This is a genomic window from Rubripirellula amarantea, assembly GCF_007859865.1.
GTDB classification, from domain to species: Bacteria; Planctomycetota; Planctomycetia; order Pirellulales; family Pirellulaceae; genus Rubripirellula; species Rubripirellula amarantea.
Genome location: NZ_SJPI01000001.1, coordinates 2,339,924 through 2,354,827, shown reverse-complemented (window position 1 = coordinate 2,354,827; position 14,904 = coordinate 2,339,924). Strand labels below are relative to the sequence as shown.

10 protein-coding genes are annotated in these 14,904 nt (G+C 54.3%); 5 read left to right on the top strand and 5 right to left on the bottom strand.

The features are described 5' to 3' along the window. On the top strand, positions 1-2,001 hold the full coding sequence (locus Pla22_RS08600) for a GGDEF/EAL domain-containing response regulator (protein ID WP_146514253.1): 2,001 nt from the start codon (positions 1-3) through the stop codon (positions 1,999-2,001). Positions 2,002-2,011: 10 nt separating this feature from the next. Here the strand turns inward: Pla22_RS08600 and Pla22_RS08595 are convergent, their stop codons facing one another. Both Pla22_RS08595 and Pla22_RS08590 read right to left on the bottom strand, forming a co-directional pair. Continuing rightward, complete coding sequence (locus tag Pla22_RS08595; RefSeq protein ID WP_146514252.1) at positions 2,012-4,561, bottom strand: DUF3656 domain-containing U32 family peptidase; 2,550 nt, start codon at positions 4,559-4,561, stop codon at positions 2,012-2,014. A gap of 168 nt (positions 4,562-4,729) precedes the next feature. Then, complete coding sequence (locus Pla22_RS08590; protein WP_146514251.1) at positions 4,730-5,410, bottom strand: lysophospholipid acyltransferase family protein; 681 nt, start codon at positions 5,408-5,410, stop codon at positions 4,730-4,732. Positions 5,411-5,668: 258 nt separating this feature from the next. Between Pla22_RS08590 and Pla22_RS08585 the strand changes: the two genes are divergently transcribed. Then, positions 5,669-7,210 carry a Do family serine endopeptidase gene (locus Pla22_RS08585; protein ID WP_146514250.1) on the top strand — a complete coding sequence of 514 codons (1,542 nt, stop codon included), beginning with the start codon at positions 5,669-5,671 and terminating at the stop codon, positions 7,208-7,210. A 59-nt stretch (positions 7,211-7,269) separates the two neighbouring features. Here Pla22_RS08585 and Pla22_RS08580 read toward each other — a convergent pair whose 3' ends face one another. Beyond that, the gene (locus Pla22_RS08580) at positions 7,270-8,643 is read right to left on the bottom strand and encodes a hypothetical protein (protein WP_146514249.1); all 1,374 of its coding nucleotides are present in this window, start codon (positions 8,641-8,643) and stop codon (positions 7,270-7,272) included. A 210-nt stretch (positions 8,644-8,853) separates the two neighbouring features. On the opposite strand from Pla22_RS08580, the gene Pla22_RS08575 reads away from it, so the two are divergent. The 3 genes from Pla22_RS08575 to Pla22_RS08565 all read left to right on the top strand — a co-directional run bounded on the left by Pla22_RS08575 (position 8,854) and on the right by Pla22_RS08565 (position 11,817). Next, entirely contained in the window at positions 8,854-9,633 is a 780-nt protein-coding gene (locus Pla22_RS08575) for a LamG domain-containing protein (RefSeq protein ID WP_146515321.1), read from the top strand. Positions 9,634-9,712: 79 nt separating this feature from the next. Beyond that, the gene (locus Pla22_RS08570; protein ID WP_146514248.1) at positions 9,713-11,017 is read left to right on the top strand and encodes a lactate racemase domain-containing protein; all 1,305 of its coding nucleotides are present in this window, start codon (positions 9,713-9,715) and stop codon (positions 11,015-11,017) included. Positions 11,018-11,268: 251 nt separating this feature from the next. Continuing rightward, positions 11,269-11,817: a hypothetical protein gene (locus tag Pla22_RS08565; protein WP_146514247.1), complete on the top strand. Its 549-nt coding sequence runs from the start codon at positions 11,269-11,271 to the stop codon at positions 11,815-11,817. Between the two features lie 59 nt (positions 11,818-11,876). On the opposite strand, the gene Pla22_RS08560 is transcribed toward Pla22_RS08565, so the two are convergent. Both Pla22_RS08560 and Pla22_RS08555 read right to left on the bottom strand, forming a co-directional pair. After that, positions 11,877-12,740, bottom strand: coding sequence for a glycosyltransferase family 2 protein (locus Pla22_RS08560; RefSeq protein ID WP_146514246.1), 864 nt, complete (start codon positions 12,738-12,740; stop codon positions 11,877-11,879). Between the two features lie 185 nt (positions 12,741-12,925). Next, entirely contained in the window at positions 12,926-14,902 is a 1,977-nt protein-coding gene (locus tag Pla22_RS08555; protein WP_146514245.1) for a hypothetical protein, read from the bottom strand. Positions 14,903-14,904 lie beyond the last annotated feature (2 nt).

Genomic DNA, 14,904 nt, shown 5'->3' with positions numbered 1-14,904 from the left:
ATGAATGAGATGAACGATAGCCAAATCTTGATCGTTGACGACCAACAAGAAATCCATGACACCTTTGACCGAATATTTGGTCAGACTGTTCGTGAAGATCATGCGCTGAACGATTTTGAAAACCGTTTTCTCGGTGGGCGGCAAACGAGCGAATTCGAACTCAATTCAAAGCTAAGTCGATACAAGTTGACGCACGTGTCCTGTGGTGCGGATGCCGTGGAACAAGCTCAACGAGCAATTGACCAAGAGAATGGATTCTCAGTCGCGTTTGTCGACATGCGAATGCCATCGGGAATGGACGGAATCGAAACCGCAGAAGCACTTTGGACGGTCGATCCCGATTTGCAAATTGTGATCTGCACCGCGTACAGCGATCACAGTTGGAACGAAGTCCTGGAACGCCTTGGATGCACTGATCGGCTACTGCTGTTGAAAAAGCCATTTGAGTCCGATGAAGCTCGGCAGTTGGCATTTGCCCTTCGCGAGAAATCTCGCATGGCAAAAATCCAGCGGCAAAAGGTGGAAGACCTTGGTCGCGAGATTCAACGTCGCCGCGGCGCAGAGAAACAAATGAAACAGATGGCGCACCGCGATGCGCTCACCTCGTTGCCCAATCGCTCTTACCTGCTAGAAAAACTCGAGAAACTGATTCGATCGCGAAAACCTGACTCGAAAATCGAAGACGCCGTGCTGTTCCTCGATCTCGACAATTTCAAAATCATCAACGACTCGCTTGGGCACGAAGCGGGTGACGATCTTCTCAACCAAGTTGCCAAACGATTGCAGCAATGCGTGCGTGAACATGACACAGCGACTCGTATGATCGATGACGAGAACGAAACGGTACGCCTTGGTGGTGACGAGTTTGTTGTTCTGCTCGAAAACCTAAACGAACGTTGCGACGCGATTGAGGTGGCCAACCGAATCGTCAAGCGTCTTTCAGAACCGTTTTCGCTGTGCGAACGAATGGTCAACGTCGGTACGAGCGTCGGTGTCGCTTTTATCAACGATCAAATCGTCGATGCACATGTGGCGCTTCGCAATGCAGACACTGCGATGTACCGGGCTAAAAATGCAGGCAAGGGACGCATTGCGGTCTTCGATCGAACGATGCACGACGACGTCGTTCGACGAATGGAACGAGAAAGCCAACTGCGTCGCGCCCATGAGGACGATCGTTTCGAATTGCACTATCAACCCATATTCAACCTGCACACGGCCAAGATTCAAGGTGTCGAAGTGCTGCTGCGTTGGCGAGATGATAGCGGCGAATACGTTTCGCCGAGCGAGTTCATTCCGATGATCGAAGAGATTGGACTGATTCAACAGGTTGGCGAATGGGTATTCGAACACGCCATGAGCGACCTGGGCGGCATCGAAAACACGGCCCCATCGGTGGTCCAAGATGACTTCTACCTCGGATTCAACACCTCACCTCGACAACTGTCCGATCCGTTCTTTGTCGAACGCCTTGATGAAATCTTGTTGCGGAAGAAACTGGATCGACGCCGATTGAAATTGGAAATGAATGAAGCGCACGACATTCGGCATGTCGACCAAGTTCGGCGAACGTTATTAAGTTTGCATGCATCAGGGGTTGGCATTCAAATCGATGACTTTGGTAAAGGGCAATCGTCTTTGATGTGCTTCCAAACTTTTCCGATTGAAGCAGTCAAGATTGATCGCAGCTTTACACGTTCGATCGCGTCGGATCACAGTCACGCAGTCATCGCTGAAGCGATTGTGGGATTGGCCCATCATCTGAACGCCAAGATTGTGGCCGAAGGCGTAGAATCGGTCGAACAATTGCGTCGACTGCAACAATGGGGCTGCGACGCAGCTCAGGGTTACCTCTTTTCACCTCCGCTCAGTCCAGACGAGCTGAAAAGGTTTCTAGCGGACCCCAGTCGAAGCGAAGGAATGCGTTTGCTTCGCCAATCCCAACCGATGATACCTTTGCCCACCGCAGACGGTCATAGTTCGCCTCCGGTCAGCGTGTAATCCAAACAAACTACAGGATCGTCAGCGGATTTCGTTTTTCTTCCAGCGTTCCTCTCGTTACGCCGACTCGGTTCGATGCGTTGAGTTGTTGCCACACGTTCGAACCGTCGATTTCTCCGTTTAGCAGACGACGGTAAAGCGATATCGTTGTGTTGGCTTGTGCTGCATCTTCTTCGAGCAGTTCAATTCGGAACCACCCCACTTCGTTCTCTCGCAATTCCGAGACTATTTCAGCCCCGCTTTGTGGGGTCGAGTTGAATAGTGTGTTGCGACATGCCACATCCGCTTGCAGCGTGTGCTCAGCCCCCACGCGATCGCGAAGTTGCACGACATGGTCGTCGCATGGCCTACCACAATTGGTCTTATTGGTCCCTGGGGAAAGAACGCTGCAGAAAACGCAGTGCTCCATATGAAACATTGGCATGTGTTGGTGGATAACCACCTCCAACCATGATGACGGAATGGAGCCCACAAGTTCCATCAATTGATTGCGGTTCAGATCGTACGATGCGGTGAAGCGACTTACTCCCAAACTCATCAACCATTGAGCCGACCGGTGGTTCGCGATGTTTAGCGAAAAGTCAGCGATCATCGCAGGAGCTTTATCGCGGAAATATTCAATCGCCGCTAAGTTCCGAACCAGAATCGCGTCTGGGTTGTGCCGAGTGAGCACCTTCATCAATCCCATTTCCCCAGGCTTTTGCATCCGCACCGTCGCAATTGCGATCGGACACTGTTTAGCATGCGCGATCTCGACGGCATCGCCATAGCGTCGAATGTCGGCGAAGTCGGTGTAGATGTAGTCGGCTTTCGTTTCGCACGCTGCACGAACCTGTTCCAACGTTCGACACAGGACCGCGATCTTGGGATTCGTGGCTGACTCGTTGGGCGAGGGCAATTCAATGGCGTCGAGCAAGCGCCGTCCAGCTTCGGCATTCACAACCTTAACGGGTGCATGCCGCAATTTTTCTTCGAGCAACGAAACCAATTGACGCCGCGTCTCGTTAAGCATAGCCATCGGCACCATTGGTCCACCATCGATGTCCATGGTCAATTTGCCAAGCTTAAACGCTGTGCCACCCATTCGCCCGAGTTTGTCTCTCAACACGTCTTCGGTAATCGGTCTATTGTTGGCGGCTGACAGCGGCTCTGGACCAACAACCTTAGCGGATACGTTCCTCGCTCCCCCATCCGTCACTTCTCCGGTGACTTCGAGCGGTTGCCCAACGGAAGCCTTTACCAATAGATCAATTGGACGAGTTTGAGCCGGTGACTTTTGCTCAAAACTGTGACGCAACCGCCGGTTGAGTTGTGGGTCATCATTCTTGAAAACCGTTTGGTGTTCATCGACAAGTGTCCAATCGATCGCACCGCGGCCGAATTCAATCCAAGCGATCGTTCCCGCCGACAACGACTTCTGCGAGCGTCCTTGCGAATCGGTAAGTCCATAAACTCGACCACCCTGACCACGATTCTCGGTTTCGCTTTCGTCGGCGGGAGTTTGAATCGCAAGGCCATCACCCAATTGAACGTCGGCTTTAAGTTTGACCTGAATCTGTTGATGGCCAACTTGCAAGACACGCCCCAGCTCGATGCCTCGTTTGGCGTTGTGGATTCCGGGGACCAACCGTTTGTGGTCGTTGCCTTCGAGCCAACCCGGAGAGAAGCCTCGAGAAAAGGAGAGTTCCATTTCCTGACGATCACGATCCGCGATGGCGACCAACCCGGTCTGTGTCGCTTGTTCAATCGCCTGTCGATAATGCTTCGTGATGTTGGCGACGTACTCAGGAGTTTTCAAACGGCCTTCGATTTTTATCGACGCGACGCCGGCATCGATCAGATCCGGAATAGCAGCGTAGCCAGCTAGATCTTGAGGACTGAGCAAGTACTTAACTTCCCCGAGCGGCACATCTTCGCCATCGCAGATCAATTCGTAGGGTAAGCGACACGCTTGCGCACATTGACCACGATTGGCACTACGTCCGCCCAGCGATTCACTGGTCAAGCATTGCCCGGAATACGCAACGCAAAGTGCACCATGAATGAAAACCTCTAATGGCATATCCGTGCCCGCTGCAATCTTGCGGATTTCAGCAATAGACAATTCGCGTGCCAGCACCGCGCGAGTGATGCCAAGCTGCTTAGCAACCTCAATGGTTTCGGCGCTGGTTAAACTCATCTGAGTTGAAGCGTGAATTTCTAGTTGCGGACAAACTTCACGAACAATCCGGGCGACTCCGAAATCTTGCACGAGAACGGCATCAATGCCAGCCTCGGCAACCGCCGCGATGGTATCGACTAGCGACGGCATCTCAGAGGGGAACACAAGCGTGTTCATCGTCACATAGCCCCGCACGCCTCGCGATCGCAAGGTCTCGGTAAGGCGAGGCAGATCTCGCACGCCAAAGTTCTGGGCACGAAACCGTGCGTTGAAGCCGCAATCCAATCCAAAGTAGATCGCATCGGCCCCGTTCTCGATTGCCGCCGACACACATTCCCAGTCCCCGGCGGGTGCAAGGAGCTCAATGGGTGGACGATCTGACGTGGCGGGCTTATTCATCCCCTTATCGTCGAACACCCTACGCGAGTGTCAATGACCGACTGGACGAATTGAGGAAAGTAAGTGAGCAGGCAGTCCCCCCGCAGCAAGCGAACTATTCGGCGATCACACAGTGCCGCGACGATGAAACGCCGCACACCGCAACGCCACCCCGTGGACCGCGTAACACTACGCTGCTCGCAAAACTGGCTCAGACGACACTGACTCGGCTTCTCGCGGAGCTCTTTCCGAAGGATCGTGTTCTGATTCGAGATCATGCAACGTGGCCTGAAGGTCTTCGGCGAGCTGGTGCAGGTCCGTTTCCTCGTTCGCAAATACGGGATCGCCGAAGTAGAAGTCGATCCGGCAAAACGGCTGAGGAATCTGCAACCGATCCCAAGTTTTTGCGAAGATCCAACGACGGGTTGGTACCACCACAACCGGAACAATTGGCATTCCCGTTTTCTTGGCGAGCAAACCGATTCCCTTTTGAACGCTTCCCCGTGGACCCCGCGGACCATCCACGGCAATCACCGCTTGATGGCCGTCTTTGACCTTACGAATGAGTTGCTGAAGCGCTGATGCACCGCCCTTGGTAGCCTTTCCGCTGCTGCCTCGGACAACGATCTTTCGGAATAGCTTGAGCATGGGGACAACCATGCTCGCGTCAGCAGATCGAGAAACCATGGCGACAGTACCGGGTTCACCAAACATGCCGGCACCGATTTGATGAGCATGCAATTGGGCGTAGATGTAAGTCTTCCCAGAAGCTAGCAGGTCAGCCCGCTGGTCATTGTGAGTTCGATGGCGGCACGTCAAACGGATGGCATACATCGTCAGGCCGATGGTCCAAGCCAAAAGAAAACGCATAGGTCGCTCAAGAATATTGAATGAGATAGTTGCTAAGTGACGGATCAACCCTGAAATAGCAGATAGAACGCGTTTCAGGGAACGTCAAATCCGTGTGAAACTCATCGACCCGTCGGATTTGCCATATCTCCCATCGCCCCGATCGACAGTTACTCTAAAATACGCACTGCCGTTGATCGCGGCAGTGCAGCGAGCGGACAACCCTACGGTCCCGCTCGTAAGGATGATTTGCCCAACCCGACGATAGGACAACGAGAGATGAGTAAAATGCGATCCCCATTTACCCAAGTCACGGTTACCCCGGCGTCACTCAATAGCCATGTGTTACCAGCTACCCCGGCGTCATTGATCCGAGTGCTGATGCCTCAAATCATGGTCACGCTACTGCTGGCAAGCCAAATTTTCAGCGACAATCTCACACTCGCTCAAGATGCCTTTCCCAACCGCACTGCTGCACAAGCAGGTGGAGGCACAGCGAATGTTGCTCCGGGAAGCCTTATCGCCGCTGATGCATTGTCGAACGCGTTTCGCCAAGTGGCCGAATCCATGCGTCCAAGTGTTGTCGCGATAACGACGAAGTCGGTGCAACAAGTCCAACCGAGCTTTGAAGACTTCTTTGGTCGTACGCGACGACCTCGCCAACGCGAATCCGAAGGCACCGGAAGCGGTGTGATCGTTCGACAAGATGGATTTATCCTGACGAACAACCACGTGGTCGAGGGTGCTGACGATGTCAAAGTAGAACTGAGCGATGGGACCACTTTGCCCGGTGAAGTTGTAGGATTGGATCCGCAAACGGACTTGGCGGTAGTGAAGGTCGATCGAACCGGTCTGCGTCCCGCCCCCTTCGGTAGTTCTGACGACATCCGAGTCGGTGATTGGGTGCTGGCAATCGGAAGTCCCTTTGGCCTCGATCAAACCGTGACTGCTGGCATCATCAGCGGCAAGAACCGAGTGCAGCGAATCATCAACGATGGCGATGGTTTCGAAGACTTTCTACAGACCGACGCGGCTATTAATCCGGGCAACTCAGGCGGCCCCCTGGTCAACTTGCGAGGCGAACTTGTCGGTATCAACACCGCGATCCTGTCGCGCAGCGGCGGTAGCGCCGGTATCGGTTTTGCTATTCCAGTTTCGATTGCGTTGCCCGTGCTCGACTCGATCATCGAGACTGGTGAAGTCAAACGCGGTTTCCTGGGCGCATCGGTGGTTGATGTGACACCCAAAGCCGTTTCAGAGTACGACTTGAAGGTGAAACGTGGCGGCCTAATCGGCGGCGTGCTCGAGGGACAACCAGCAGCTTTGGCGGGCCTTCAACCCGGCGACGTGGTGGTCAGCACCGACGGCAAACCAGTGATCGGGGGAACTCAACTACGCAACTACATTGCTAGCCGTCGACCGGGCTCCACCATCAAGATGGACGTCAATCGCAATGGCGTGATGTCGCAAGTGGAGGTCCAGTTGAAGGAACGAACCGACGAAGCCATGGCTATGTTCTTGCCGAATCGGGAAACCTCGTTCGGAGCAAGGCTTGTTCCCGTAACCCCCGAAACGGCAGCCCAATTTGGCTACGAAGGACTCAGCAGCGGATTGATCGTGACGAGCATTGACGATGGAGGCGTCGCTGATCGAATGGAACTGCAAGTGGGCGACGTGATTGAGTCCGTTGCTGGAGTACCGATGAAGTCGCCCGAGCAGTTTGGGGCAATCGCCAGTGAAGCCTCGCGTTTGGGCCGTGCCGTTCGCATGATTGTCCGGCGTGGAAACCAACGACTGCTGTTTGTTCCAAGCGACGAATAACAGTTCGCGAGCAGTGTTTAGCGAGCAGCGTTTAGTGAGCAACGACTAGCGAGCGGCGATTAGCGAACTGCTCGCTTGAGAACGGCCTTGCGATACCGAGCGACTTCTTGTTCCCACTGTTCTCGCAAACGTTTAGGCACGTCAACGCCGTCTGCCACATCAGTGGCGACGGCGGATACAGCCGCAATATTTCCCGGCCCGATCATCGGTTCGGTCCAAGCCAATGTTCCCGTCCGATCGATCATGGCGATGGCACCGCTAGAAATCCCCAGCGCACCGGCGATCTCACCGCGCGAATCAATTGCCCACGGAAGATTGACACCATCGGGCAGCCTCGCATCTTGGCTTACCGCCACCAATACACGAATTCGCTCGCGGAATGATTGAGGCGATTGTTTGATCCAATGATCAAGCATTGCCAATGAACTCATCGACGCAGAGTCACCATCGAATCGCATCACGATCGCAACATCGCGATCATGGCCCCGCCAGGACAACCGGAATTGCCCCCGCGAGTCGGTGACATCGAACCGTGGAGCCGGTCGTCCCCATGATTGAGGTGGTGATGGCGGAGGAAGCGGGACGAATTCACTTACGTACCGAGGAGTCTTGGGGAACGAGTCGCGAGGCTCGCGTTGAGTCGGTCGATCAAAGGACGCGTCTACGAGTTCAATCGCTATCGAAAGTGATTGAGGTTGCCCCGTTTGCGGATCAGGCACCACGATCGGTGGCAAATTAACTTCACGAATCAACGAAGCCCTGGGATCGACCCAAAATCGGTAAGAATCACGACCATCGGACACTTCGACACATCGGCACAAACGACGTTGAACCGTTTTGTCATTTAAGAAACGGAACTGATAGGGTGAATCAAATAACGACTTCATTGGCTCGGCCGCGAATAACCATTCGACCTGAGGCGGAGGCCCGGCTAGCCCCGCACTAATTCGTTCGGCCAGGATAGGATCCGCCAAAGCTTGGCTGAGTTGCGGACGTTCAGCCTTACTGGTGCCAAGGAAAACCTGCGAATCGAAGTCCTGGGTCGACTCGTCAATGATCCATGCCATCACTCGAGAACTTTCAACCGCGATCCGCACATCGTAAACCGCTAAGTCCAACTCGCTTCGATCCAGCCAAATTCGCATCGGTGCGGTTCGTGTTACCGGTTTGCGATCTTGAACCTGAGTCAATCGAACGCGTCCGCGATCGTGGTACGACGTCGCGCCCCGGTACCGAAAAAAGACTGCCTGCAGAAACTCCTCGGCGTCACCGACGCGGTAGGAAGCCGTAGTTACTTCACCGGAAAGTCTTGGCGTTCCCGGTGTCTCGGATGTTACCGGAGTTTCCGGTGTTACTGAGGGTCCGCAACCGGCAACGGCGAGTGCGGAAGTAGCGATACAAAAGTGTCGTCGGTTGAGGTTCATGCGAGGCATCGTAACGATCCGTCCCCCGCGAGCGAAAGATTCATCTCGGTGATGGCCGCTCGACTCGTCGCACCGCTCTCGCACGATATGAACATCGGTACATGGTTCGCGTGAGATTCTCGATAAAGATTTGACCCCACCCCAATGAACGTTTAGTCTCAACCTACGGAGGGGCCTTCGCAATTGATATCAAACTCAAGAATCAAGGTGACACCGGTGATGAAGACGACACAAATTTGGGCATGCTTGGGGGCCGTTCTGTTTTGCTGGGGGGCAATGTCACCGACCTGCCAAGCCGCTTTGGTTGCCCACTGGACCGGCGACGGAACTGCCAACGATGCGTCGGGAAACGGTCACCACGGAACTTTGCATGATGACACCACGTTTGCGACGGGAGTGATCGGTGATGCGTTTCTGTTTGACGGCAACAACGACTACGTTTCCATCCCTAATGCTTTGACTTTAGAACCGTCAACCATCACCATCGCCGCGTTTGTCAAAATGGGCGACACCGGACAAAGCCAAAGACTGGTGGTCGATAGCAGCCACGGATTTGGTGATTTCGCGGGATGGGCTCTGCAAACTGACCCCGGCGGAACCATCGCGTTTGTGTATGGCAACGGTAGTAGCTTTTTCGGTGTGGGATCAACCACTGTTATTGATGACGACCAATTCCACCATGTCGCTGGGGTTTTAGATGGCAACACCCTCAGCATTTATATCGATGGATCCTTCGAAGATTCGTCGACGCTCACTGGTACTCCCATGGCGTCTGGTCGCGAATTGCGAATCGGGGCCTCTTATGGCGGAAACTCGTCCGGATCGGTACGAGAGGTTAATGGCTTGATCGACGACGTCCGGTTGTACGATCAAGCGCTAAACAGCAACCAAATCATGTCGTTGGCTGTCGGTGTTCCGGAGCCCTCCACGACGGTTGCGTTGTGCCTTGGCGTTCTCGCGACGGTGACATGGCGATATAAGAGACGACTGCCCTCGTAAGGGGCTCGGCGATTCGAGGTTGGAACGCAATACTGTTTTCTCGCCCAAGACCTTCCTACTTACGAAACGCCCTGAACGGATGCCCGAATCTAATACCTTTGATGCCGCAATCTCAAGCACTGCGTCTGCGTCCATCGTGCATGTCTCACCGTTTGATGCGTCCCGAAATGAAGACGTAGAGACGGCTGCATATTCGTCGTTGCTTTCGCCGATTGACTTCCCCTCACTCACGGATGCCGTTGTTCCGGGCGATCATGTGGTGCTGGCGATCGACCCGAATGTGCCCCGCATTGTTGAAGTCGTTGCCGGAGTCATGCGAGCGATTAGCGAGACGGAAGCAGGACGCGTTGACGTCGTGCTTTGGGACGAGGCCTCTGATGCGCAAGCGGAAAAGATCGCAGCGGAGATCGGTCCCACAAGCAAAGTCGTTCGCCACCAGGGAGCCAGTCGTCGCGACGTACGCTACCTAGCCGCCGACGAGGGTGGTCACCCCGTTTACTTGAATCGTTTGCTTGTCGACGCTGATTTGGTGATTCCTATTGCTGCCTGTCACCTGGGTTCGTCCGAGGACTCGTTTGATGCGACTGGCATCTATCCCATGTTGGTAGATTCGGCTTCGCGAAAACGAGCGATGAAACGCACTGTCGCGCGCCGAGAATCGGCAAGCGACGAAAAAGACCCTCCTGCGTCATGGTTGCTGGGTGTGCAGATGATGCTTGTTGCGATACCAACGGACGACGGAGACCTTCAAGGGTTGCTTTGCGGCACGGCTTTTACGATCGACCGGCATTTGCAATCGATGATTCCCACCAATGAACCTGAGACGTCGGACTTGGTGCTTGTTGGCTTGACTGGAGATGACAACCAAACCTGGGCCAATGCGGCTCGTGCTGCGAAGGCAGCATCCATCCACGCCAACCCCGACGCAACCATTGTCTTGTGGACGTCGATCGACCACGGCATTGATCCAGTCATGGCTCGCTCGGACGATGACCTCGATGATGACCTGGACGATGACCTGAACGATGACCTGAACGATGACCTCGACGACGATCCCGAAAACAATCTCGACGAAGACTCCAACGATCGTTCAACGAATGGCACCATCGGGCAACGCGATGAGGTAACCGGACTGGTGACGGCCGACGACGAAGAGTTCCCGAAGCTCGATCTGATGCAGGCTCCTAGAGAAACGCTGGCGCAAATCGCGGCTGATTACCGACTGATGCTCCGCAGTAAATTGGACGCCGAAGTGGTGGAAAACACGGGTTTTGGCGTGATTGAGTCCATCGAGCAATGGACTCGGCTCAGCGGATCATTCGACGAGTGCTTGGTGCTTGGCGGAGCCCAGTTCCTGGCACCTTTGACCCCTCAAAACGGCTAGGCGGGAAACACGCAAAGCCAGCATCGGCGCAAATCCTGATAAAAGGTTCCGCTCGTAACGATCAGGGGATGCTGAGGTCGCCAAATTTCTCGGCAAAGGCCTAATTTGGCTCAATTGTCCGTTGAGTGAAATCGGGCGACGGATAGGATCGGATGCATGGTGGTTGAAGGCTAATTCAGCCGCGGGCGTTCCGTTTGCCCGCCACCAACCCAGGACCCTCCAAAGCCGACCGAGGCGAATCACCGATGGATATGAGCGAGACAAGTCAACCTACGATCGACGAAGTCGACTTGCTGTTGGCCAATGCCCGCTTGCGCGACGAGCTTGAGCCGTACCGCGACGAGTCAATCGACACCTCTACGGGACGAATGAACCTTCGTACCGAGAACGAATACTTGGCCTCGATGTTGGCCTGGGAACGGGCTCCCGCATTACCGATCGCAAGCTGGTTCACTCCCGTCTTGGAGCTACCCCCACCGGATTCACTTGATGACGACTCGCTAAACGAACTGTTGTCGGCGACCATCGAGAAGCTGTACTCCCAAAAGGTAGTGCTTCGATTCACCGACCACCTTTCCAATCGTGAACTCTACAAAATCATCTATCGCGACATCTTGCCATGCTGCGAAAAGAAGGTTGAGATCCCCGGAAAGTTCCTCGAGTGGCGTTGCTTCGAAGACACCGACACGTGGCTTCGCTATTACGCCGATGCAGTTGAACGTCGACGTTACCAAGAAGAGCACGACGTTAGGATGCCACCAAGCGAGCGGCCTAAGTATCGCCGCGACTTGCCTCACTGAAGCAGGCACGAACGAAAATGAAACAAGGTCGGCGATCTCATCGAGGTCGCCGGCCTTTTTTATTCACCGCGACGGTAACGCCAGATACAGCCGAGTGCTGAAACAGCGTCACGCCAGCCAATCTTCTTGCCTTCATCGTAGCCACGGCTGTCGTACCCGGTTGGAACTTCCAAAATGATGGAATCCCGAGCCGCAATCTTAGCGGTAATTTCAGGCTCAAATCCGAATCGACATTCACGCAAGCTGATCGATCGAAGCAAATCACCGTCAAACGCTTTGTGACAAGTTTCCATGTCTGTCAGTCGCAAGCCGGTCAGCAGATTGGATGCCGTGGTCAGCGCCCAATTTCCAAGTCGATGCGTGAACGATCCGTCGCCACTTTCACCCAAGTACCGCGATCCGTAGACCACTTCGGCATCACCATCAAGAATCGGCCAGATCACTCGAAGCAGGTCTGCTGGATCGTATTCCAAATCGGCGTCCTGGATCGCAACGACGTGCCCCTGGCTGTGTCGGATCGCCAATCTTACCGCCGATCCTTTGCCGTGGTTCTTGCGCCGACAAAGGACGGTAAGCCCGGCTTTTTCCGGTAACTGCTTCAGCCATTCGCGGGTGCCATCGGTGCTGCCGTCGTCCACCACAATGATCTCAGTCGCCACCGGCATAACTTCTTCAATTCGCTGCAATACCTTTGGCAGCGTCTCACGCTCGTTGTAAACGGGGACGATGATCGAGATGTCGTACGATTTCACAGGCAATCTTAGCGCTGCGATATCGTTAGCTTCGGCAATCAAACCGAGCGTCTGATCAATCGTGCTGATGACCCGTTCATGCTCGGTTTGGGGTCGCAGCTCTTCGACACTCACTGGTGCCGCGTAAATTTCGTCAGTGACGTTTGAATCGGTTATTGAATCGACGCTCATCGTGATGCCCAAGTCGGTTTAGGTTTCCGACGCAACGTGACGATTGCACCGGATACACAAACATGCATCACAAAAGACATGGTCAACGCATCGACTTGCGACGCGTTGGTGCGAGTTCGCCAAATGCCATGACAAGGTCTACCGAAAGTGACGATTATCGTGGTCGTATTGGATAGCCGCTTGAGCTACTGCAGCATCCACCAAACCCGATGCAGAAGCGTAGCATCATTAAGCTTGGCGTCCTGCATTGCAGAAACACATCGATCAACAACCGCCGGCACCTGTGTGTGCCCCGCTAAATAACACAAGTGCTCGACTTTACTATTTAGGTCATCCAACGAAGCGAGCCATTGGACCGGTGGCCCGTCTGCACGATCAGGAAAATCCCAAGCCAGCGTGTTTACCGCTCCGCCACTGCCCAGTGATTCCGAATTGTCGCCCAATTGAGCCAGCAACTCTCGATCAGAGGATTCCAACTTGGCTCCGATCGCACGCAGCGATTGATCCAGTCGATCAGCTAGGTAGAGCGGCTTTTCGCTCGGCAAAGCTCCCGCAAACGCAATCGCCTTGCGATGAGCATCGGATGTATCAGCCGCCCAAACATCTCGCACCGAATCCGGCACACTTCGACGGGTCGTCGCCGACGTCATGATCATGGCGAGCGTACGTCGAAAGTCGAAGTTCGAGCGAATCAAATCGTCAATCAGCTCTTGTTCCAACTTGGCAAGTTCTTCGGTCATCGGTGCACTCATTGGATGTCCGACGTGACCACGCAAAGGTCGACCGTGAACAAGCTTCCAAAGCGAGTTTACAATTCCGCTCGCCAAAGGCTGCGAGCCACGGAGCGCGTCGGCGAGATCATGTAGCGAACGCACGTCCGAACGGTTAAGCCACTGATTCGCCACCCTCGGTACCGCTGCGCGTTGCCGACGATCGGGCAGTTCGAAAAACAAGGCCTCGCTACCGTTGGGTTTGATCTCGTTCACTCGGAGCAGCCCATCCTGATACCTCGATACGCTAGCTGAAACCAATGCAGCAAAGTTCCAGTATTCCTGTTGGCTTGGCTTCGTATCGACCAACGCGTCGTGACATCTCGCACACTGCAAGTCGACGCTCAAAGTCAGCGACGCCAAATTTGCGATTCTCACGGGATCTTTCGGCGAACTTTCTTCAGGACCAAGCGCCGTTATAAACTCGTTCGAACCGATGCCTCGTCCACTCAACCAATCGGCTATTAACTCGTCGATGGGATCCGATGACGAGATGCACTTTCCAATGGCATTAACGAGGACCTCTTTCGATTGATCACTCAGTTGCTTGAATCGCCTCGCCGAAATTTCATACAGCCACTCATTCGCAATTGCCCGCGCGATGTCGTCATCTTTCATCCATGCTTGAACCGCACTGGGACTTTCAAGCACTTCAACCGGAACGTCTACCCCCAATTGAATCGACAGTCTTGAAGCCGATTCCGCAAGAGTTGATGAAGGAGTTGGCTGAGTGTCAGAGGCGTTCCAGAACTCATGAAGATGGTTTTCAATCCGCTTGGAAACTAGAGCCACATCCAAGAGCGGTCCTGTTGCACCACGATCGCGATCGGCGAGTTGGCCGTTCGCCGAACGATCACTCATGTTCCACAACTCGGCGTCGTCGGGCAGCTTCAACACCACGCCTTGCGGTTTGCGTTTGGGGGTAGTGGGATCCGCCGCATCAACGCTCTTCGGTTCGAGTGATTCGGTTGGCATTACCGGATCGTTGATCGACTTTGAAACGATAGCCGAGTCAATTTTCTTCTTCGGCTTTCCAACGATTAATGCGTTGCCATCACCAGTGCTGTTTGTTGCGTTCTTCGCGGCACCAGGATTTCGGAACTGCCATGCAGCCACCATCAGGACTAACGAAGCTGCCACAGCGATCAACCCAATCCACCATCGCCGATGATCGGCACCAGCGTTCTTTGACGCTCGTGAAGCCGTTGGTCGGGGACTGCGTTTGACCGTTACGATGGATTCCTTGTGATATTGATCAAGGATACGACTGGTTAGCTCAGGTGGTGCCTCCTGGGCTAATATTTCCTCCAACCAAGCATCCATCGCCACCAATTCGGCGGGCGATAGTTCCTTTCCAGAAGGTTCGGTCGTTTCGTCATCACGCTGGTTCATTG